The following is an 18,712-nucleotide window of genomic DNA, read 5'->3' on the forward strand; positions in this document are numbered from 1 at the left end:
CTTGCTCGGCCCGGCGGCTGCGCTCGTCGCTGCTCAACCAGCAGTGAGGCCGCAGCTGCGCCGGTTGATCTAGCCGGCGTCCGCGAGCGGCAGTCGCACCCAGAACGTGGCTCCCGCACCGGGACTGGTGTCGACACCCACTCGGCCCCCGTGCGCCGCCACCAGGGCGGCGACGATCGACAGGCCGAGACCGCTGCCACCGCCGGAGCCCCGGTGCCGCGAGGAGTCACCGCGGTAGAAGCGCTCGAAGACGTGCTCGGCATCCTCCGCCGAGATTCCCGGACCGGTGTCGGCGACGGTGAGCACCGCCTCACCGGCGTTCGTCCTGTCGTCGGTACCGTCGTCGACCGTCACCCCGACCGTGATGGAGGCGTCCGGCGGTGTGTGGTTCACGGCGTTGCCGATGAGATTCCGCAGCACCTGCACGAGACGCGGCCCGTCCCCGAGGACGACCGGCGGCCGGTCGCCCGGTACGACGTCGAGCCGGATCTCGCGTTCGGGCGCGGCGACACGTGCGCTCTGCACGGCGTCGGCGGCCAGACCGAGGAGGTCCACGGGCGCGGAATCGACGGGACGCGCGGCATCGAGCCGCGCGAGCATCAGCAGGTCCTCGACCAGCAGGTTCATCCGACCGGCCTCGTCGTCGATGCGTCGCATCGCGTCGGTCACGTCGGGAACGCCGCCCTGCGAATAGAGTTCGGCGAAACCCTTGATGGACGTGAGCGGAGTCCGCAATTCGTGGCTGGCGTCGGCGACGAAGCGGCGCATCCGCTCCTCGGAGGCGCGTGCCTGTTGTTCGGACGCCGCGGTCGTGGCGAAGGCGTGCTGGATCTGCCCGAGCATCCGGTTCAGCGAGTCCGACAGGCTGCCGACCTCGGTGTTCGGCGGCGCCGGTGGCACGCGTCGCGTCAGATTTCCCTCCGCGATCTCGTGGGCGGTCTCCTCGACACGACGGAGCGGGCGCAGACTCGTGCGCACCAGGACATAACTCAGCACCCCGATGAGCAGGACGACCAGCGCGCCGATCGCGAGCTGCAGCCAGATCAGCCTGCTCACCGTGTCGTCGATGTCGGACATCGGTGTGGCGACGACGGATCTACCGAAGCTGTTGCTGCGTGTGATGACCCGCCATTGCGGCCCGTCGCCGTCGACGGACGGGACGGTGACGGGTCCGGCGTCGTCGTCGGTCAATCCACCGAGGTCGGGGGCGTCGTCGAACTGGTTGTAGACATTGTCGGCCGACACCCCTCCGGGCCCGTAGACCACGGACTCGACGTAGTAGGGCGACGGCGGCCTGCGCGGGCCAGGTGGGCCCGGACCGTCGCCGAGGAATCCACGGGGCTCGGCCCACGTCCGTACGGCATTCTCCAACCCGTCGTCGGCGCGGGCGATCAGATCCTGGCGCATCGACGAGGTCACCGCCACACCGGAGGCGAGCAGCCCGAGGACGACGAGCAACAAGGTCAGGGCCACCAGCGAGATCCGCAGTGGGACACCGCGCTTGCGCGGCTTTCGACCTGCGCTCGTCGCCGTCGGATCAGTCACGGGGCTCACGCATCACGTAGCCGACGCCGCGCAGGGTGTGGATGAGCCGCTTGTCCCCGGTGTCCAGCTTGCGCCGCAGGTATGAGACGTAGGATTCGACGACGTTCACCTCACCGCCGAAGTCGTAATTCCAGACGTGGTCGAGGATACGGGGTTTCGACAGGACCGTGCCCGCGTTGACCATGAAGTACCGCAGCAGGGTGAACTCCGTCGGCGAGAGCGCGACCAGCTCGCCCGCCTTGAACACCTCGTGGGTCTCGTCATCGAGTTCGATGTCGGCGAAGGTGATCTTCGACGACGTACGTTGCTGCTCGTCGAAACCACTGCGCCGCAGCAACACCTGCAGGCGGGCCACGACCTCCTCGAGGCTGAACGGCTTGGTCACGTAATCGTCGCCACCGATGGTCAGACCGTTGATCTTGTCTTCCACCGTGTCGCGCGCCGACAGGAACAGCGCGGGAGCCGAGACGCCGTCGGCGCGTAGGCGTCGCAACAATCCGAACCCGTCCATCCCCGGCATCATCACGTCGAGGACGAGGACGTCGGGTTTGGCGACGCGGCACCGGTCGAGGGCCGCCGGACCGTCGGCAGCGGTCTCGACCTCGTATCCCTGGAACTTCAGGGACACCGACAACAATTGGCGGATGTTCTCCTCGTCGTCGACCACGAGAACCTTCGCGCCGCGTGTGCTGTTCTGTTTCGCCGCTTCACTCACACGACCACCCTCCCAGCACGGCCTGGTACCCCACTGTCGGCACGCTGGGAGGTTCCTGTGAACGCTGACCAGCGGATTCTGTGACGAGCGAGGGTCACGCGTCGGGGTCACCGTACGCCGCGGCGATCTCCTCCGAACCGCGCCATCGCGAGTAGGTCGGACTCTGGGGCCATCCGTCCGGAGAATCCTGCCACTCCTCCTGACGCCCGTAGGGCAGGACGTCGAGGAGCCCGAACGTGAAACCGAGCTGTTCGGTGCCGCGTCCCGTCGAATGCCAGGTGCGGTACACGGTGTCCCCGTCCCGGAGGAAGACGTTCACGGCGAATCCCTCCCCCGGCGCGGCGTCGACGTCGGCGGAGAAGGTCGTGCCCGCCGAGGAGTACCAGTCCATGCGATTGCCGACGCGCTCCCGGTACGCCAGGGCCTCGTCGATGGGCCCGGGCGTGATGATGACGAATCGCGCGTCGTAGTCGGCGAGATAGTCGAGCCGGCTGAACTGCGTGGTGAAGCCGGTGCAACCCGGGCACTGGAAGCGCGCGCCGTCGGACCACATGTGGTTGTAGACGATCAGCTGTGCGCGCCCGTCGAAGATGTCGACGAGTCGAACCGGACCGTCGGGCCCGGTGAGGACGTAGTCGTCCATCTCGACCATCGGGAGCCGACGACGCTGCGCGGCCACGGCGTCGAGCTCGCGGGTCGCCGCCTTCTCTCGGCGCCGTAGGTCGGCCAGCGCCGCCGCCCAGGTGTCGCGGTCGGCCACGGGTGGGAGTGCGGTACTCATGACGGTGCCTTTCGCTCGGTGATGACAACAGTTCACCGGGTCTGACCCGACATCGTTCCCGAATTCATCGGAACATCGGCGCGGCGTCCGTCTATCCGAAGAGTTCGTACGTCGTCTGGAGCCGGCGCACGTGCTCGCGGACCTCGTAGAGTTCCCGGCGCGCCGTCCGCAGCGCCTTCTCGCCGCCGCGGCCGATCTGCAAGCTGTCGACGAGGGAGTCGGCGACGCGTTCCAACTCGTCCACCAGCACCCGAGCTTGCGCCTGTGCGACGGGATCGACCGGTCGTCGCGACTGAACCATGGGTGTCATCGTAGGTTCTCCCACTGTTAACCGCTGACCATCACCATCGACGTCCATGGGGGAAGCAAGACACCGGAGGCGGGTCGGGCGCAGGCCGTCATGCGAGGTTGAGCACCGATAGCGGCGGGATGAACGGTCGGTGAATCCATCGGTGCGAACGGTCCGAAGTGCTGCGGACACTCTAAATTGTGTGCATGGATGCGAATGACGAACTTCGCCAGATCAGTGAAGTCCAGCACCGGCTCATCGGCCTTTACTCGCACCGGTCGCCCGACGACGTCGCTGCCGCGGTCGAGACGGCGTACAAGCACTTCGAGGGGACCGAGGTTCGCGACTTCGTGCCGCTGCTCGTGGAACGCCGCGCGAACAAGACCCTGGGCGGCACCGACGTGATGGCCGATCCGACTGCCGTCCCGCCGCACGTGGGGGAATGATCCGGCCAGGCCGACACTCGACGCGTGGTCCCCGGGGTCAGCAGCATCCGGTGGTCGCGCTGAGGACATTGCGTAGAGCTTCCAACGACTCGGGCCTCGACCGGTAATAGACGTTCATCCCGCGACGCTCGGGCGAGACCATCCCGGCTTTGCGCAGCTGACCCAGGTGATGGCTCGTCGTCGCCTCGGTGAGGCCGACCGCGGTCGCGAGGTCGCACGTGCAGATCCCATCGCCTCCATCGGCGAGCAGGATCGAGACGAGTTTGATCCGCACCGGATCGGCAAGAGCCTTGAGCCTCAAGGCGATCTCGAGCGCAGTCGCGTCGTCGAGCGGGGCCGCGGACACGGGTGCACAGCAGATGGGAGCACTGATGTCGACCATCGGCAACGTCTTCGGCATGACCCGACCATACTCTCGCTATTGACATATGTCGAAAAGGTGGCATCCTGCAGGGGCCCCTATTTCGATATATGTCTCACAGGTGAGGTGGTTCGTCATGTCCCGTATGCAGCTCGCGCTCAACGTCGATGATCTCGATACCGCGATCGAGTTCTACTCCACGCTGTTCGACACCGCCCCGGCCAAACGCAAGCCCGGTTATGCCAACTTCGCGATCGTCGAGCCACCCCTGAAACTGGTCCTTCTGGAGAACCCGGGCCGGGGCGGCACGATCAACCATCTCGGCGTCGAAGTCGAGTCGAGCGACACCGTGCATGCCGAGATCGACCGTCTCTCCGGCGCGGGGCTGTTCACGCAGGAGGAGATCGACTCCACCTGTTGTTTTGCGACCCAGGACAAGGTGTGGGTGACCGGACCGAGCGACGAGAAGTGGGAGATCTACACCGTGCTCGCGGACTCGGATACGTTCGGCACGAGCCCGAAGTTGTTGGCCGAGAACGCTGTCGACGAATCCGGCACGGGTTCGGTCTGCTGCAGTGGTGGCGCCACCGGCCCCGCCGACGCTCGCCCGGCCTGCTGCTGACCGAGCGTCGTCGTTCTTGTCGGTGGGTGGTCGTATGGTGTTGTCATGCAGTTCGGGGGCGGTGGCGCAGACGCTTCGGGTATCGCGCCCGAAGACGAAATGCCGTTGCCCGCAGCGCTTTCCGATACCGAGTTGTCCGCCGGTGAACTCGTGGACGTCATCACCCACTGCGCGTCGATCACCTCCGCCGCCTCCTATCGTCTCCTGACCGCGGCAAGCCTGCTGCACGAGGAACGCGAACTCGAGTACCACCTACGCCGCAACGAACTCCGGGACGGTCAAGCCTCGTCGGAAGACGAACTGCACCGCCGCGCCGCCGACGCCGCGGCCGGAATCGACCCTTACGCCGAATTCGGTCCCGACGGATTCGACCAAGCGACCTCCGAACTCGGTGCGGCACTGATGATCCCCGCCGCGCAAGCTCGTGACCTCATCCGCACCGGAGACGTCCTGCGCTACCGCCTCATGCTCACCGGCAACACCCTGGCCTGCGGACGGATAGACCAACGCCGCTTCACCATCGCCATGAAACGCACCGACTACGTCTCCGACAGCGACATGCAAACCGTCGATGCCCATCTGGCCGAGGCGATTTTGGCCCGCCCCCCGATGTCGACGACCCAGTTCACCACCCTGGTCGACGCGATCGTCGCCAGACACGCCCCTGACGCGGTCCGCCGCCGCCGCGAGCGCGCCACCCGCGATCGCCACATCACCATCGCACCTGACCGATTCCAGCCCGGCCAAGCCCGCATCACCGGCAGCCTCCCGGTCACCGACGCCGCCGCGTTCAACGCCCAACTCGACGCGATGGCCGCCTCCGTGCACCCCGACGACCCCCGCAACAAAAGGCAGCGACGCGTCGACGCGATGATCGCCCTCGCCGCCCACCTCGACACCCTGCCGTGCCGCTGCCCACACTGCGCTCCGGTGCCCGAACCGGTCGACCTCGACGACACCGTCAACGAGCCGGAGATGGAAAGGCCGTCGGCAGCAGTGGAATCCGACGACACCATTACGGAAGCGCTTGAACCGACACCCACGCCTGAACCGGCCCCGGTGACGGTCGATCCGCACGCCCCGGTGCCGACGTTCCACATCGTGGTGAACCTGTCGACTCTGCTCGGCGTCGACGACGACCCCGGTTTCCTCGACGGCCACGGCCTCATCGACGCCGACACCATGCGCTCACTGCTCGCCGATGCCCGTCGTTCCTTCGTCACCACCGGCATTCATGCGGATGCGGCAGCCGAATCCCGCTACACCCCGAGCCGCAAACTCCAGAACCTGGTGCGCTGCGGCGAGTTGTGCTGCACCTTCCCCGGCTGTGATCAGCCGGTGTGGACCACCGATCTCGACCACACCACCCCGTTCGACCACCACTCACCCTCGACCGGTGGCGCCACCACCCAGCGCAACCTCAAACCGCTGTGCCGGTTCCACCACCGCATCAAGACCTTCGGCATGTGGCGCGACTACCAAGACGAGTACCTGACCGCCTGGTTCCAGTCCCCGACCGGACACACCTTCATCGGCAACGCCTTCAACGGCCGCGACCTGTTCGGCTACCTCGTACCCGGCCGCCCACCCGACCATCCGGCCCGCAGCAAGCTCGCCGATCAGCGCGAAACCCGCACCATCACCCACCGTCGCGAGATTGACGCGTGGAACGCCGCCAACCCACCACCGTTCTGAATGCTCACGGCTGCAGACGGTCGGTGAGGTCGCGGATACGAGTCGTGATGTCGTCACGGATCAGCCGCATCCGCTCGAGGCCATCGACGCCGCGGTCAGCGGGTTCGACGGTGTTCCACACCTCGATACTCACTCCGTCGGGCGGGGTGACCTCGGCAGTGCCGACCACCACGACGAGATCCGCGGCGCGCAACAGATCGTCGGTGAGTTGACGAGGCCGGTGGGCGGCGACGTCGACGCCGATCTCGGCGAGCACGTGCGCGGACAGTTCGTTGACCTCGCCGCCGATCTTCGCGCTCGTTCCGGCCGACGACGCCGCGACCCGGTCGGTGACCGTCGGCGTGAGATGCTCTGCCATCACGGATTTGCCGCGATTGCTGACACACACGAACAGCACCTCGAGAGGATCAGACATCGCGAGCGGGCTCCTTCGACACATCTGGTCCGACAGCGGCAGGGGCGGTGAATCGCCTCCGCAACACGAGAGACACGTACACGAGGCCGACGAGAACGGGGACCTCGATCAGCGGTCCGATGACTCCGGCGAGAGCCTGACCGGAGGTCGCACCGTAGGTGGCGATCGCGACGGCGATCGCGAGCTCGAAGTTGTTGCCGGCGGCGGTGAACGCCAGTGTGGTGGTCCGCTCGTAACCCAGTCCCATCGCGGCGCCGAGGAGGAAACCGCCGCCCCACATCACCGCGAAGTAGATCAGCAGCGGAAGCGCTATACGCGCGACGTCCCAGGGTTGCGAGGTGATCTGCTCACCCTGCAAGGCGAACAGGACGACGATGGTGAACAGCAACCCGTAGAGCGCCCACGGTCCGAGGCGCGGCAGGAACGCGGACTCGTACCAGTCGCGGCCCCTGGTCCGTTCACCGATGCGGCGGGTGAGGTAGCCGGCGATCAGAGGTATGCCGAGGAAGATCAACACCGACTTCGCGATCTGCCACGGCGAGGTGTCGATGGTCGTCTGTTCCAGCCCGAGCCACCCGGGGAGCACCGAGAGATAGAACCAGCCCAACGCGGCGAACATGATCACCTGGAACACCGAGTTCAGTGCGACCAGGACGGCAGCGGCTTCGCGGTCACCGCACGCCAGGTCGTTCCAGATGATGACCATCGCGATACAGCGCGCCAGGCCGACGATGATCAGGCCGGTCCGGTACTCCGGCAGGTCCGGGAGCAGAAGCCAGGCCAGCGCGAACATCAGCGCAGGCCCGATGATCCAGTTCAACACCAGTGAGCCGAGCAGCAGGCGACGGTCGCCGGTGACCGAGTCGAGTCGGTCGTAGCGCACCTTGGCCAGCACCGGATACATCATGATCAGCAATCCGAGAGCGATCGGCAGCGAGATGCCGTCGAGTTCCACCGACGCCAGCGCGTCACCCACGCCCGGAACGGTGCGACCCAGCAGCAGACCGACGACCATGGCCGCACCGATCCACACCGGCAGGAACCGGTCCAGCACCGACAACTTGCCCGCCACCCCGGTATCGACCGTGCTCATCGGCCCGGCTCGCACGAACCGGACTCGCCGACCACCGACGAGAGATCGCCCAGCAGGACCGAGAGGCTGTGCAGCGCATCGGTGTTCGCGCGGTAGTACACCCAGGTGGCCCGCCGTTCACTCGTCACCAGCCCGGCTTCTCGCAGCACCTTGAGATGGTGCGAGATCGTCGGCTGCGAGACGTCGAACGGTCCGGAGATGTCGCACACGCACGCCTCACCTCCCGGATGTGCCGCAATCTCGGACAACAACCGCAACCGGACCGGATCCGCGAGCGCCTTCAACACCGGCGCGGCGGTCTCCGCCTCGCCGGCCGTCAATCCGCGGGGAACCGCCGACAGCAGGTTCTGATTCGACATTCGTCAATATTGACATATGTCGATTCAACCCGAACCGGCGACCTCACAACCCCCGCGCATAAGGCGCCGCATATCCGGTCTTCAACGGCTCGTCGCCCAACCACGCCGCGAGTTCCTCGGCCCGGGCGTCGAGCGCTCGACGCGCATCCCGGGACAGCGGCTCCAGCGGGATGATGTCGATCGACGAGTCGGGCCTGCGGTACCAGCCGCCGACGATGCGGCCGTCCCACCAAGCGGTCTGACCGCCGTTGCCCGCGGAGTCGAAGACCTGCGCGGTGTGGGGGCCGAGATAGAAGCCGCGCTCCTTGTAGCCCATGGTGGTCGGGTCGAGCTCGGGCAGGAGCACGGCCTGCGGCTCGACCGGCTCGCCCCCGATGCCGTCGTCACCGGTGTCGTCGGGCAGGACATGACCGACGCCGCCGCCCTCCAGGTCGACCTGGATCGTCTCGAGTTCGGCGAGGGCCGCGCGGACGGCGGTCTTGGTCGAGCCCAGCCACCACGTCAGGTCGGTCTCCGTACCGGGTCCGTACGTTCGCAACCAACGCCCGATCAGTGCGCAGTGCCCGTCGTGGACGCTGATCGGCGGCAGCTCCTCACCGAGCCAGAGCGGCATCGACGTCCACGCCGGCCGCGAGAGATGCCAGCCCAGCCGGTTGGGGCCGCGCACGATTGCACCTTCGGCGTCCAGCATGTTCAGCACCCGGGGGCCCATCGGGGCGCGTCCCGCCCAGGAGGTGCCCGCACCGTGGGTGATGTACCCGTCGAGGGCCGGCAACCGCTCCCGCAGTTCGGTGGACGTCAGCGACTCCCCGCCGGCCAGCTCGGCCAGGACTGCCTGCCGGGCGGTCTCGATCCAGCCCTCCGGGTCGTCGAAGTCGGGACTGCGCCGGAGGTCCCGCAACATGTTGGTGCGTTCGGACGCCGAGATCCGCGGCCCCAGGGCGCCGACGGACTCGGCCAGAACGTCGCGCGGGAACACGAACAGTGTGCGTCGCATGGCGAGGTGCTTGACGAGCGTCCGATCCTCGTACAGGGCGGCGTCGACGGAGTCGCGGGTGAAGCCCGGACCGACGCGAACCCATGCGGCCAGATGGACCGTCGACGGTGTGGTGGCGTGCAGACCGACCATGGTGGCGGCCGCCTCGACCGCGTCGGCAGCGCGCGACGACGCATCGAGGTGAGCCCGGCGCATGAGGCGTGCGCGACGCTGGGCGTCGGTGATCAGCATGGACAGATCGTAGTGAGCCGCGCTGACAAGAGAAGGGGCCCGGCGCGAGGAGGGGACGCGGGTGCCGGAGACCGCCGACCCCCGTCGACCCGGTGTCCGGCACCCGCGCGGTCGTGTGGGCCGAACGACACACAGCCCCCGACGGGCAGTGTTCGCGACACTTTCCGTGTGTCCTTCGACCGACGCAACCTGTGCGCTTCCCGACCCCCGTCGGGTTGCGCCCCACAAGCAGACCCCACGAACGCGACCCAATCCACCCCCGAGCCGAAACAGCGCGCGAAAGCGCAGCTCACGCGGCTAACGGACTATCCGGACCGGACAGAACCGGCTCCGGATCCGGCGGCTCTTCCGCCGGCGGGCACGGGCACGCGAGGCGCGGATGTGGCCGTCGCCACATCGGGTCGTCGATGGTGGCGCAGGGGGTTCGGCTACCGCATGATGGTGCGGTCGAATTGTCGGGGCGAGCATGGGAACGGCTGAGTGGATTTCGGTGAGGCACTCGCGCGACTGTTCGTGCAAGCAGGCCGTCCCACCCTGCGTGCCTCGGCGTCCCGAGCCCGGGTGTCCGCGCAGCGGATCAGCGACTGGCGCAACGGCCGGCATCTCCCCCGGGACTTCGCGACCGTCGAACCGCTGCTCGTCTGGCTGACGGCGCGCGCCGTCGCCGCCGGTGCCGACGACGCGCTGACCATCCCGCAGTGGCGAGAGATGTGGGACCGTCGGACGCCGGAGGAGACCACCGGCGCCGAGCCGTCCGCGCCGCAGCACGCGCGCCCGTTCCCCGGACTGGCCACCCTGACCGCGGCCGACAGTCAGATGTATTTCGGTCGCGACGACGTCGTCGGCACCCTGGTCGACGCGATCCTGGCGGCGCGCACGGGCCCGCCGCCCCTTGCCCCCGCGTCTCGGCTCGTCGTGGTCACCGGGGTGTCGGGGTCCGGCAAGTCGTCGCTGCTGCGCGCCGGCCTGGCCCGGGACGCCCGGTTGCCCGCGCCCCGACTCGGCGAGATCACCCCGGAAGGTCTCGTCATCGCGGACCCGCCGGATCCGGAGACCACCGAGGCAACGGAAGACCTCGAGACAGCGGAGGCCACGGAGACGACGACCGAGGACGCGGTCATCGTCATCGACCAGTTCGAGAACGTCTTCTCTCTCGAGGACTCGCTCCGGGCCGAGACGCTGCGGCGGGTCGAGGACCTCGCGTCCGACACCGTCGTCGTGGTCGGCGTGCGAGCCGACTTCTTCAGTCAGTGCGTCGAGCACCCGTTTCTCGCCGACGCGTGGCAACACCGCTGCGTGATCGTCTCGGAGATGACCCGCACGCAGTTGCGCGAGGTGATCACCGCGCCCGTACGGCTCGCCGGCGGCCGGATCGAGACCGGACTCGCCGACGTGATGATCGCCGAGCTGTACGAGGCCTCGACGGGCGGCGACCGGGCCGGCCGCCTGCCGTTGCTAGCACACGTGCTGCAGGCGACCTGGGCACGCCGCAGCGGCAATCGGATGACCCTGTCCGGCTACCGGGCCACCGGCGGCATCGCCCGCGCCGTCGCCGACACCGCCGAGTCCGCCTGGGCGGCGATCGATCCGCGGCATCGGGACCTCGCACGGGCGGTTCTGCTCGCCCTCGTGCACGTCGGTCCGGCCGGTATCGCGCTGCGCGTGCCGCTGTCCACCGCGACCATCGCCGACCGCTTCCCGCCCGAGGTCGCCACCGTCATCGACGAGTTCGCCCAGGCCAGGCTGCTCACCGTGTCCACCGACTCGGTGATGCTCGTGCACGACGTCGTGCTGACCGCGTGGCCACGTCTGGCCGAGTGGATCGCCGACGACACCGACAACCACCTGTGGCGCCAGCAGGTCGACGCCGACAGTGCCGCCTGGCTGGCCAACGGTCGAGGCAGGTCCTTCCTCTACACCGGGTCGCGCCTCGACGACGCACAGCGCCGCCGACGGACCCTTCGCAGTGACTATCTGCACCTGTTGAGCAGAGAGAACGACGCCTTCCTCGATGCCGCGGTCGCCATGCAGCGGCAGCGGCACCTGACCCGACTCGGTGCGGTGTCGGTCATCGTGGTGCTGGCCATCGCCGCGTCCATCACCGCGGCGATCGGGTTCCGGCAGGCGCACGACCTCCGGCAACAGCGCAACGCCGCCGAACGGTCGGCACTGCTGTCCCACATCGACAGCATGCAGTACTCCAACCCGTCGCTGGCGGCGCGGTTGTTGCTCGTCGCGCACCACCTCTATCCCGACGACCCGACCGTGGCGAGCCGGCTGCGCGGGGCCGCGACGACGCCGCTCGTGACGTCGCTGACCGGCCACACCGGCCCGGTCTACGACCTGTCCTTCGACCGAACGGGCACCCGGTTGGCGTCGGCCGGCGGCGACCGGACCGTACGGGTCTGGACACGGTCCGAGGCGTCGGACTATCGCGAGACCGCCGTCCTGCGCGGCTTCGGGAACTACGTCACCAGCACCGACTTCCATCCGACCCGACAGCTGCTGGCGAGCAGCAGCGGAGACGGCTCCGTCCGCATGTGGGATCTGACCGACGTGTCGAGACCCCGACTGGCGACGACGGTGTCCCCCGGTCACGGCACGGTCTACATGGTGCGGTTCGCCGCCGACGGCCGCACGCTGGCCGCGTCGTCGGACGACGGCACGATCACCGTCTACGCGGTCTCTCCGGCCGGATCGATCCGGGAGACAGCCGTTCTGCGCGGGCACACCGCCGCGGCGCGGACCCTGTCCTTCAGCCCCGACGGACGCGTCCTCGCCAGCGGCGGCGACGACCGCACCGTGCGACTGTGGACGACCGGCGAGGCACCCCGGCCGCTCGGCCCGCCGCTCACCGGCTTCCCCAGCATCACCCATGCCGTCGCCTTCAGCCCCGACAGTCGCTCGCTCGCGGTCACCGGCGACAGCCCCAACACCCAACTCTGGGATGTCGCCGACCCGCTCGCACCCCGCCCGCTGAGCACGTCCCTGCCCAACAGCACCGCGGGCTCGTGGTCCATCGGCTTCGACGGTTCCGGCGCGCAGTTGGCCTCGGCCCGCGCCGACGGTCTCGTGCGGGTCTGGAACACCGCCAATCCGACCTCGCCGACCCTGCAGTGGGCGCTGCAGACCACCTCCGAGCAGGGCTCGGTACGCACCTTCGCCGCCCGGTTCGACCCGAGCGGCGACCAGCTCGTCTCCGGTCGGTCCGACGGCACCATCGATGTCTGGAGCCTGCCCGGCCGGACCGAACCCGACCGCGGCGGAACGATCACGGGCCTGGGCACCGATGCCGCACAACGGGTCCTGGCGACCGTCGGCTCCGACACGACCCTCAACCTGTGGACGACGTCGGGCGGTCTCACGCTGCGTTCACGAACCCCGATCCAGCGTCGGGTCAACGACCATCCGCGCGTCAGCCTCAACGGCCCCGGCACCCTGGCCGCCACGGCGAACAACAACGGTGGGCTCGTCGAGTTGTGGGACATCACCGACACCGCGGCCCCGCGCCGCGCCGCGGCCCTCGACGTCGCCACCCGCTATTCCTTCCCGGTCGTCTTCGCGCCCTCGGGGAACCTGCTCGCGACCGGGGACACGGATACGACCGTCGCCCTGTGGGACACGTCGGTGCCCGGCGCCCCACGGCGGGTGGGTGCCCCGCTGCGCGGGCCCACCGACCTCATCCGCAACGCCGCCTTCAGCCCTGACGGCACGCGGCTCGCACTGACCTCCGACGACAAACGCGTCTACCTGTACGACCTCACGTCGCCGAGTCCGGACCCGATCGACGTCATCACCGACGACGCGCCGATCGCCCAGGCCGCGTTCGACGACGACGGCGAGGTGCTGGTGGTCGCCTCCCGCGACCTCTCCACCTGGCGCCTGCCCCCGACGGGCACGGACGCCGAGCCGGAACTCCTCGACCGCCGGGAGGACATGTTCGCCTCCACGGTGTCGATGGCGCCGAACCGGATCGCGGTGGGCACCGCCACGCACGAACTGATCAGCTTCGCGCTCGGCGACGACGGGCGGCTCGGCGATCGCCAACCGGTCGGGACCCTGCTCGCCACCACCGACACCACCACCACCTGGCAGCTACCGGTCCGGCTCCCGTCCGACGACGAGATCATCGCCGGCGGCGACACGACCGGGAACGTCTACCGGCACACGCTCGATCTCGACGTGGCCCGCGACTGGATCTGCGCGAGCACCGCACCCCTCACCGACGCGCAGCGCGACGCCTATCTCCCACACGTCGACGTGCGCGCGAACTGTGGCCGGGACTGAATGTCGTTCACCGACAGGTGACCTCGACACGCGGCGTCCTCGCTGCGCTCGGTCGACGCGGCTCGGCCAGCAGGGGGACGCGGCTCGGCCAGCAGGGGGACGCGGCTCGGCCAGCAGGGAGACGGCGCTGCTCGGCCGGCGCAGGGGGACGCGGCTCGGCCAGCAGGGGACGCGGCGGCAGAGCGCGCGTCTCAGCGGAAGCCGAGCACCTCGTCGCCCCACGCCTCCCAGATGTCGCCGTCGAGATTCTGTACGACCCGATCCTCGGCATCGATGCGCAGCACCGGGCGATGGCCGGAGTCGTAGGTGGGCCAGGGATCGCCGAGCGTCCCGGCATCCGGCTCCTGCCCGTGCGCGAAGGCGGTCCAGCGTCGAACCATCCTCTCCGACACGGCTTCTCCCTGCTTACGGCCGCCGAGCAAGAAGGTGACGTCGCGGGGCCCGGAGCCCAGATTGCCCCACACATAAGGGACTTCGGTCGCGTGGGCGGCGCCGAGCCCGAGGAGCCGGAACATCCGCGTCGTCCAGTCGTACCGGTACACATAGACCGGCGCGGAGCGTGCGTGAGCCTCGGCGAGCCACAACGTGGGCATCCGGAACGCCACATCGCGGGCCACACCGAGCCCGGTGACCTTGGGCCGCAGGCCCGAATAGGCCGAGAGCACTTGCGCACGCTCCGGCAGGACGACGTCCGGATACTCCTTCGCCATCCCCGCGAACATCCGCTCGATGTCGGCGGTGGTGATCGGCATGAGCGGAGACTTCATGTACTTGAACAGGTTTGCCTCGTCGCGATTTGTCCCGATGATCAGCGGCACCGGATGCGCGCGACCCGCGCGATAGACGTCGAGGGGGTGCTCGGGCAACAGATCGCCGTCGATCACCGGAGCGAACGCGATCGTCCCCGGGGTCTCGCCGGGGATCTTCTCGAACAGGGTGGTGGTGATCGCCGAACACGTCATGCCGTCGAGTTCGTCGAGCCGCTCGACGATCTCGGCGGTGTCGAGTTCACCGGCGTCGATCCCGGCGACCTCGAGCAACTGCGTCGCGACCCGCGCCGCCCGGTCGGCCCCGTACATCGATGTCACCGGGGAGCTCTGCGCGATCGCGCGGCCGAAGAGCCCCGCCGCGGCCGGCATGGTGAGCAGCGCGGTGACAAGACCCGCCCCGGCCGATTCGCCGAACACCGTCACCTTGTCGGGATCGCCACCGAAGGCGGCGATGTGGTCGTGCACCCAGCGCAGCGCGGTCAGCACATCGCTGAGCCCCGCGTTCGACTCGAACCGTTCGTCGATCGACGACAGGTCGGCGAAGCCGAGCACCCCGAGTCGGTAGTTGAGGGTCACGACGACGACGTCGCCGGTGGCGGCGAGGTTCGAGCCCTCGTAGAACGGCTGGGCCCCGGACCCCAGCACGTAGGCGCCGCCGTGCAGCCACACCATCACCGGGAGTCCGACCGCCTCGTCGGCATGCTCGGAGGCGCCCGGCGGGGTCCACACGTTGAGGAACAGACAGTCCTCGTCCATGACCACGTCCGGGCCGAGGCGGACCGCGGGGTTCAACTGCTGCGGGCACACCGCGCCGAAGGTGAAGGCGTCCACGACGTCCTCGGGCGCGTCGCTCTCCTCCAGCGGAACCGCACGACGCCACCGCAATCCGCCCACGGGCGGACGCGCGTACCGGATCCCCCGCCACACGTCGGCCCGGTCGCCGACGACGCCACGGTAGGTCCCGACGCGGGTCTCGGCCAGCGGGCGTGGGCCGGTCGTTGCGTCTCCCGCCAAGACGGGCGGAGTCGTGGGCGTGCCCGGTTCGTCGTGCTTCATCAGTCCATCGTGCACCGTGAACCTGTTCCGGTTGTCCAGAACTCCGGTGCGTCTGCTGGGTAGGGTGACCCCATGGAGCTACTACGCAATGTCGTAATCTTCCTGCACATCATCGGCTTCGCCGTCACCTTCGGCGCCTGGGTCACCCAGCTCGTGGCGCGCGAGTTCCGCGTCACCCGCGTGATGGACTACGGAATCCTGCTCTCCCTGCTCACCGGGCTCGCGCTCGCGGCGCCGTGGCCGGCCGGAATCGACCTGAACTACCCCAAGATCGGCATCAAACTGGTGATCCTGGTGGTCCTCGGCGCGATCCTCGGTATCGGGAGCGCACGGCAGAAGCGCACCGGCGAGCCCGTCCCGCGTCCCCTCTTCTGGGCCGTCGGCGCCCTGTCCCTCCTCGCCGCGGGCCTCGCGGTCATCTGGTAGCCGACCCCCGGCGAGCGGGGCTCGTGAAACGACGACGCCGCGCACCGGAAGAGGTGCGCGGCGTTCGTCCTCGGAGCCCCCTGTCGGGATTGAACCGACGACCGCTCGCTTACAAGGCGAGTGCTCTACCACTGAGCTAAGGAGGCGCGCGAGCGAGTATATCCGCCGGACCGCCATCCGGTTCACCGGCACCCGGCCGGCCCGGGCCGCCGGATCAGCCCCGGATCGCGGCGACCGCCTCGATCTCCACCAGCTGTTCGTCGTAGGCGAGGACCGAGACGCCCAGCAGGCTGCCTGCCGGCTTGTGGTCGCCGAAGGCCTCGGTCACCGCGTCCCACGCGACCACCAGATCGGCCTGCAGGTGCTCGGCGACGAAGACGGTGATCTTGGCGACGTCGCGCAGTGTGGCGCCGGACTCGACCAGTGCGGCCTCGAGATTCTTCATGCACTGCACGGCCTGTTCGCGAACGTTCCCGGGAGCGACGGTCGCGCCGTCGGCGTCGATGGGCGCCGCGCCGGCGGTGAAGACGAGACTTCCGGGACTCACCGTGGCGCTGCGGGTGTGACCGTCTCGGGGACCGTTGATCTGCACGGAGGACATGCCGCGATCGTAGACGAGCGGCCCCGGCCACCACCGCTGCCGACTCCTGCACCGACCCTGCCCGTGCTGCCCGGACGGTGGAGGTGTATCCAGTCTCCTGTCAGGGTTGAACCGGCCGGGTGTCGGTTACCCCGCGAGCACTCCACCATCGACCCGAGGAGGCCTTGCGTGCGCGAACAGATCGGCCGTGTCCTGCGTCGGCTCAGCGGCAGCCGGCAGGCGACGATCGACACCATCGAACCCGGCAGCATCATGGTGTCGCCGCGCAAGCCGATCGAACCGTTCGACGTCGCGGCCATCACCGAGGTCCTCGACCTCGCCACGAAGATCGGTGCGGTGCTGCTCGACTCGGGCACCGGGGCCATCGACACCCAGACCCAGATCAAGTTCGTCGCCGGCGTCTACGGCCTCGAGGACGTGGACGTCGACGTCACCTACAACACGATCGTGGTGAGCGCCCGGCGCGGCGCGACGCTCCCGCCCATCACGACGATGGAGCAGGTCTACTACCGCTCGATGGACTTCACGCGACTCGCGCAGGTCGACCGGCTCGTCCGTCGGATCCGCGATTCGTTCATCAGTCCGTCCACGGCGCACCAGATGGTCGACGAGATCATCACGGCACCCCACCCCTATCCGCACTGGCTGGCGACCACCGCCTGGGGGATCATGGCGTCGGGCATCGCGGTCCTGCTCGGTGGCGAGTACCTCGTCGCCGCACTCGCCTTCCTGACCACCGTCGTGACGGTCACCGTGAACCGCTGGCTCAACCGCATCAGGACCCCCGTCTTCTTCCAGCAGCTCACCGGCGGCTTCATCGCGGTCGTCCCGGCCGCCCTCGTCTTCGCCGCGGCCGAGCGGCTCGGTGTCCAGATCGCGCCGTCGCAGGTCATCGCGGCCGGCATCGTGGTCCTGCTGTCCGGGCTGTCGCTGGTCGGGTCGGTCCAGGACGCGATCACCGGGGCACCGATCACCGGGGTCGCCCGGTTCTTCGAACTGTTGCTGATGACCGGCGGCATCATCGCCGGCGTCGGTGTCGCGATCCGGATTCTGGAGGCGGGTGGCATCTTCCTGCCGACGATCACCACGACGACCAGCTTCGAGGTCGTCGAACTCCCGATCCGCGTGGTCGCGGGTGCGGTGGCCGCGTGCGCGTACGCCCTCGCGAGTTACGCCGAGACGCGGGCGCTGGGCGTGGCGTTCCTCGGCGGCTTCATCGGCACCGCCGTGGCGGCCGCGTCGACGTTCACCGACATCGGCGACGTCATCGCGAACGGTCTCGCGGCGGCGTTCGTCGGGCTGATCGGCGGTCTGCTCGCACGCCGTGCGCTGACGCCTCCGCTCGTCGTCGCCGTGGCCGGAATCACCCCGCTGCTACCCGGTCTCGCGGTCTATCGCGGGCTCTACGGCATCCTGGGGGACCAGACGCTCGACGGGTTCACCTGGATCGCGAACGCGCTGGCCATCGGCTGCGCACTGGCCGCGGGTGTCACCCTGGGCGAGTTCGTCGCCCGGTCGCTGCGCCGTCCCCGACTGCCGCCCCGTCCGGACTGGCGACTCCGCCGCCGGATCGCCCTGCGCGAGGATCGCGAGGCACGCCAGGCGCACGCCGCCGGACGCCGGGCCCGCGCGAACCGATGGCGTCCACCACCACCGCGGCGCTGACCCGAGGCGGCTGGCCGTGAGCACCGGCGATGCCCGGGTAGAATAGGGAGTCGGGCGTGCCGTCGACGGCCACTTCGCCACCGGGCGAATCGTCCGAGACACCGCACCACCGCGCCGCCTGACCATCGCGCACCGAACGCACACATGCCGCACAACGAGGGGACTCACATGCCCGCGAAGACGACCGACATCGCCGACGAAGAACTGGAACCGGTGGCCGACGAGACCGCCAACTCGGCGCGCCGCGTCGTCGCCGCATACGCGACCGACGCCGACGAGTGCCGGATGCTGTTCGCCATGCTGGGGATCGCGCCGGGCGAGAACGCCTGACCAGGTGGCTCCGCGAGCAGGAGAAACC

At 69.0% G+C, this 18,712-nt stretch carries 18 protein-coding genes and 1 tRNA gene; 7 read left to right on the plus strand and 12 right to left on the minus strand.

From position 1 onward, the window contains the following. Window positions 1-69 precede the first annotated feature (69 nt). The 4 genes from MHN80_RS19805 to MHN80_RS19820 form a co-directional block, all read right to left on the minus strand. A complete protein-coding gene (locus MHN80_RS19805; protein WP_239403323.1) occupies window positions 70-1,545 on the minus strand; it encodes a cell wall metabolism sensor histidine kinase WalK in 1,476 nt (491 codons plus the stop codon). Then, the gene (locus MHN80_RS19810; protein WP_004020644.1) at window positions 1,538-2,260 is read right to left on the minus strand and encodes a response regulator transcription factor; all 723 of its coding nucleotides are present in this window, start codon (window positions 2,258-2,260) and stop codon (window positions 1,538-1,540) included. Before MHN80_RS19810 ends, MHN80_RS19805 begins: the two co-directional genes overlap by 8 nt. A gap of 94 nt (window positions 2,261-2,354) precedes the next feature. Next, entirely contained in the window at window positions 2,355-3,041 is a 687-nt protein-coding gene (locus tag MHN80_RS19815; protein WP_239403331.1) for a DUF899 family protein, read from the minus strand. A 91-nt stretch (window positions 3,042-3,132) separates the two neighbouring features. Then, on the minus strand, window positions 3,133-3,342 hold the full coding sequence (locus MHN80_RS19820; RefSeq protein ID WP_239403333.1) for a hypothetical protein: 210 nt from the start codon (window positions 3,340-3,342) through the stop codon (window positions 3,133-3,135). Window positions 3,343-3,536: 194 nt separating this feature from the next. Here MHN80_RS19820 and MHN80_RS19825 point away from each other — a divergent pair, with 194 nt between their 5' ends. Continuing rightward, window positions 3,537-3,776 (plus strand): three-helix bundle dimerization domain-containing protein, encoded by a 240-nt coding sequence (locus MHN80_RS19825; RefSeq protein WP_101821635.1) that lies wholly within the window; start codon window positions 3,537-3,539, stop codon window positions 3,774-3,776. Between the two features lie 37 nt (window positions 3,777-3,813). On the opposite strand, the gene MHN80_RS19830 is transcribed toward MHN80_RS19825, so the two are convergent. Next, window positions 3,814-4,176, minus strand: a complete 363-nt coding sequence (locus MHN80_RS19830) for an Rv2640c family ArsR-like transcriptional regulator (RefSeq protein WP_004020648.1) — start codon at window positions 4,174-4,176, stop codon at window positions 3,814-3,816. Window positions 4,177-4,273: 97 nt separating this feature from the next. Here MHN80_RS19830 and MHN80_RS19835 point away from each other — a divergent pair, with 97 nt between their 5' ends. Beyond that, the gene (locus MHN80_RS19835; protein ID WP_239403348.1) at window positions 4,274-4,759 is read left to right on the plus strand and encodes an ArsI/CadI family heavy metal resistance metalloenzyme; all 486 of its coding nucleotides are present in this window, start codon (window positions 4,274-4,276) and stop codon (window positions 4,757-4,759) included. 45 nt (window positions 4,760-4,804) lie between these two features. After that, a complete protein-coding gene (locus MHN80_RS19840; protein WP_239403356.1) occupies window positions 4,805-6,454 on the plus strand; it encodes an HNH endonuclease signature motif containing protein in 1,650 nt (549 codons plus the stop codon). 4 nt (window positions 6,455-6,458) lie between these two features. Here the strand turns inward: MHN80_RS19840 and MHN80_RS19845 are convergent, their stop codons facing one another. The 4 genes from MHN80_RS19845 to MHN80_RS19860 are packed head-to-tail and all read right to left on the minus strand — an operon-like array spanning window position 6,459 to window position 9,549. Continuing rightward, entirely contained in the window at window positions 6,459-6,869 is a 411-nt protein-coding gene (locus MHN80_RS19845) for a low molecular weight phosphatase family protein (RefSeq protein WP_239403362.1), read from the minus strand. Beyond that, complete coding sequence (gene arsB / locus MHN80_RS19850) at window positions 6,862-7,962, minus strand: ACR3 family arsenite efflux transporter (RefSeq protein WP_239403371.1); 1,101 nt, start codon at window positions 7,960-7,962, stop codon at window positions 6,862-6,864. The genes MHN80_RS19845 and arsB overlap by 8 nt, the downstream gene beginning before the upstream one ends. Next, entirely contained in the window at window positions 7,959-8,321 is a 363-nt protein-coding gene (locus MHN80_RS19855; protein ID WP_239403372.1) for a helix-turn-helix transcriptional regulator, read from the minus strand. The genes arsB and MHN80_RS19855 overlap by 4 nt, the downstream gene beginning before the upstream one ends. Before the next feature lie 43 nt (window positions 8,322-8,364). Next, window positions 8,365-9,549, minus strand: a complete 1,185-nt coding sequence (locus MHN80_RS19860) for a winged helix DNA-binding domain-containing protein (protein ID WP_239403373.1) — start codon at window positions 9,547-9,549, stop codon at window positions 8,365-8,367. Between the two features lie 480 nt (window positions 9,550-10,029). Here MHN80_RS19860 and MHN80_RS19865 point away from each other — a divergent pair, with 480 nt between their 5' ends. Then, window positions 10,030-13,836 (plus strand): hypothetical protein, encoded by a 3,807-nt coding sequence (locus MHN80_RS19865; RefSeq protein WP_239403374.1) that lies wholly within the window; start codon window positions 10,030-10,032, stop codon window positions 13,834-13,836. Window positions 13,837-14,027: 191 nt separating this feature from the next. On the opposite strand, the gene MHN80_RS19870 is transcribed toward MHN80_RS19865, so the two are convergent. Next, on the minus strand, window positions 14,028-15,662 hold the full coding sequence (locus tag MHN80_RS19870) for a carboxylesterase/lipase family protein (RefSeq protein ID WP_239403375.1): 1,635 nt from the start codon (window positions 15,660-15,662) through the stop codon (window positions 14,028-14,030). A gap of 72 nt (window positions 15,663-15,734) precedes the next feature. On the opposite strand from MHN80_RS19870, the gene MHN80_RS19875 reads away from it, so the two are divergent. Further along, window positions 15,735-16,088, plus strand: coding sequence for a hypothetical protein (locus MHN80_RS19875; RefSeq protein WP_004022780.1), 354 nt, complete (start codon window positions 15,735-15,737; stop codon window positions 16,086-16,088). A 74-nt stretch (window positions 16,089-16,162) separates the two neighbouring features. On the opposite strand, the gene MHN80_RS19880 is transcribed toward MHN80_RS19875, so the two are convergent. Together MHN80_RS19880 and MHN80_RS19885 are read right to left on the minus strand one after the other, a co-directional pair. Continuing rightward, window positions 16,163-16,234, minus strand: a tRNA-Thr gene (locus tag MHN80_RS19880). Between the two features lie 68 nt (window positions 16,235-16,302). After that, window positions 16,303-16,689, minus strand: a complete 387-nt coding sequence (locus tag MHN80_RS19885) for a RidA family protein (RefSeq protein ID WP_064569118.1) — start codon at window positions 16,687-16,689, stop codon at window positions 16,303-16,305. 168 nt (window positions 16,690-16,857) lie between these two features. Between MHN80_RS19885 and MHN80_RS19890 the strand changes: the two genes are divergently transcribed. Both MHN80_RS19890 and MHN80_RS19895 read left to right on the plus strand, forming a co-directional pair. Further along, a complete protein-coding gene (locus MHN80_RS19890; protein ID WP_239403376.1) occupies window positions 16,858-18,354 on the plus strand; it encodes a threonine/serine exporter ThrE family protein in 1,497 nt (498 codons plus the stop codon). Between the two features lie 168 nt (window positions 18,355-18,522). Then, window positions 18,523-18,684 carry a hypothetical protein gene (locus MHN80_RS19895; protein ID WP_010842782.1) on the plus strand — a complete coding sequence of 54 codons (162 nt, stop codon included), beginning with the start codon at window positions 18,523-18,525 and terminating at the stop codon, window positions 18,682-18,684. The last annotated feature ends 28 nt before the right edge of the window (window positions 18,685-18,712 follow it).

It is taken from the genome of Gordonia sp. McavH-238-E (genome assembly GCF_022348225.1).
Taxonomy (GTDB): domain Bacteria; phylum Actinomycetota; class Actinomycetes; order Mycobacteriales; family Mycobacteriaceae; genus Gordonia; species Gordonia terrae.

Bases quoted from the DNA above. Each gene is read 5' to 3' on its own strand.
- MHN80_RS19815 (WP_239403331.1), bottom strand. From the start codon at position 3,041: ATGAGTACCGCACTCCCACCCGTGGCCGACCGCGACACCTGGGCGGCG.
- MHN80_RS19820 (WP_239403333.1), bottom strand. From the start codon at position 3,342: ATGGTTCAGTCGCGACGACCGGTCGATCCCGTCGCACAGGCGCAAGCT.
- MHN80_RS19825 (WP_101821635.1), top strand. From the start codon at position 3,537: ATGGATGCGAATGACGAACTTCGCCAGATCAGTGAAGTCCAGCACCGG.
- MHN80_RS19830 (WP_004020648.1), bottom strand. From the start codon at position 4,176: ATGCCGAAGACGTTGCCGATGGTCGACATCAGTGCTCCCATCTGCTGT.
- MHN80_RS19835 (WP_239403348.1), top strand. From the start codon at position 4,274: ATGTCCCGTATGCAGCTCGCGCTCAACGTCGATGATCTCGATACCGCG.
- MHN80_RS19840 (WP_239403356.1), top strand. From the start codon at position 4,805: ATGCAGTTCGGGGGCGGTGGCGCAGACGCTTCGGGTATCGCGCCCGAA.
- MHN80_RS19845 (WP_239403362.1), bottom strand. From the start codon at position 6,869: ATGTCTGATCCTCTCGAGGTGCTGTTCGTGTGTGTCAGCAATCGCGGC.
- arsB (WP_239403371.1), bottom strand. From the start codon at position 7,962: ATGAGCACGGTCGATACCGGGGTGGCGGGCAAGTTGTCGGTGCTGGAC.
- MHN80_RS19855 (WP_239403372.1), bottom strand. From the start codon at position 8,321: ATGTCGAATCAGAACCTGCTGTCGGCGGTTCCCCGCGGATTGACGGCC.
- MHN80_RS19860 (WP_239403373.1), bottom strand. From the start codon at position 9,549: ATGCTGATCACCGACGCCCAGCGTCGCGCACGCCTCATGCGCCGGGCT.
- MHN80_RS19870 (WP_239403375.1), bottom strand. From the start codon at position 15,662: ATGAAGCACGACGAACCGGGCACGCCCACGACTCCGCCCGTCTTGGCG.
- MHN80_RS19875 (WP_004022780.1), top strand. From the start codon at position 15,735: ATGGAGCTACTACGCAATGTCGTAATCTTCCTGCACATCATCGGCTTC.
- MHN80_RS19885 (WP_064569118.1), bottom strand. From the start codon at position 16,689: ATGTCCTCCGTGCAGATCAACGGTCCCCGAGACGGTCACACCCGCAGC.
- MHN80_RS19895 (WP_010842782.1), top strand. From the start codon at position 18,523: ATGCCCGCGAAGACGACCGACATCGCCGACGAAGAACTGGAACCGGTG.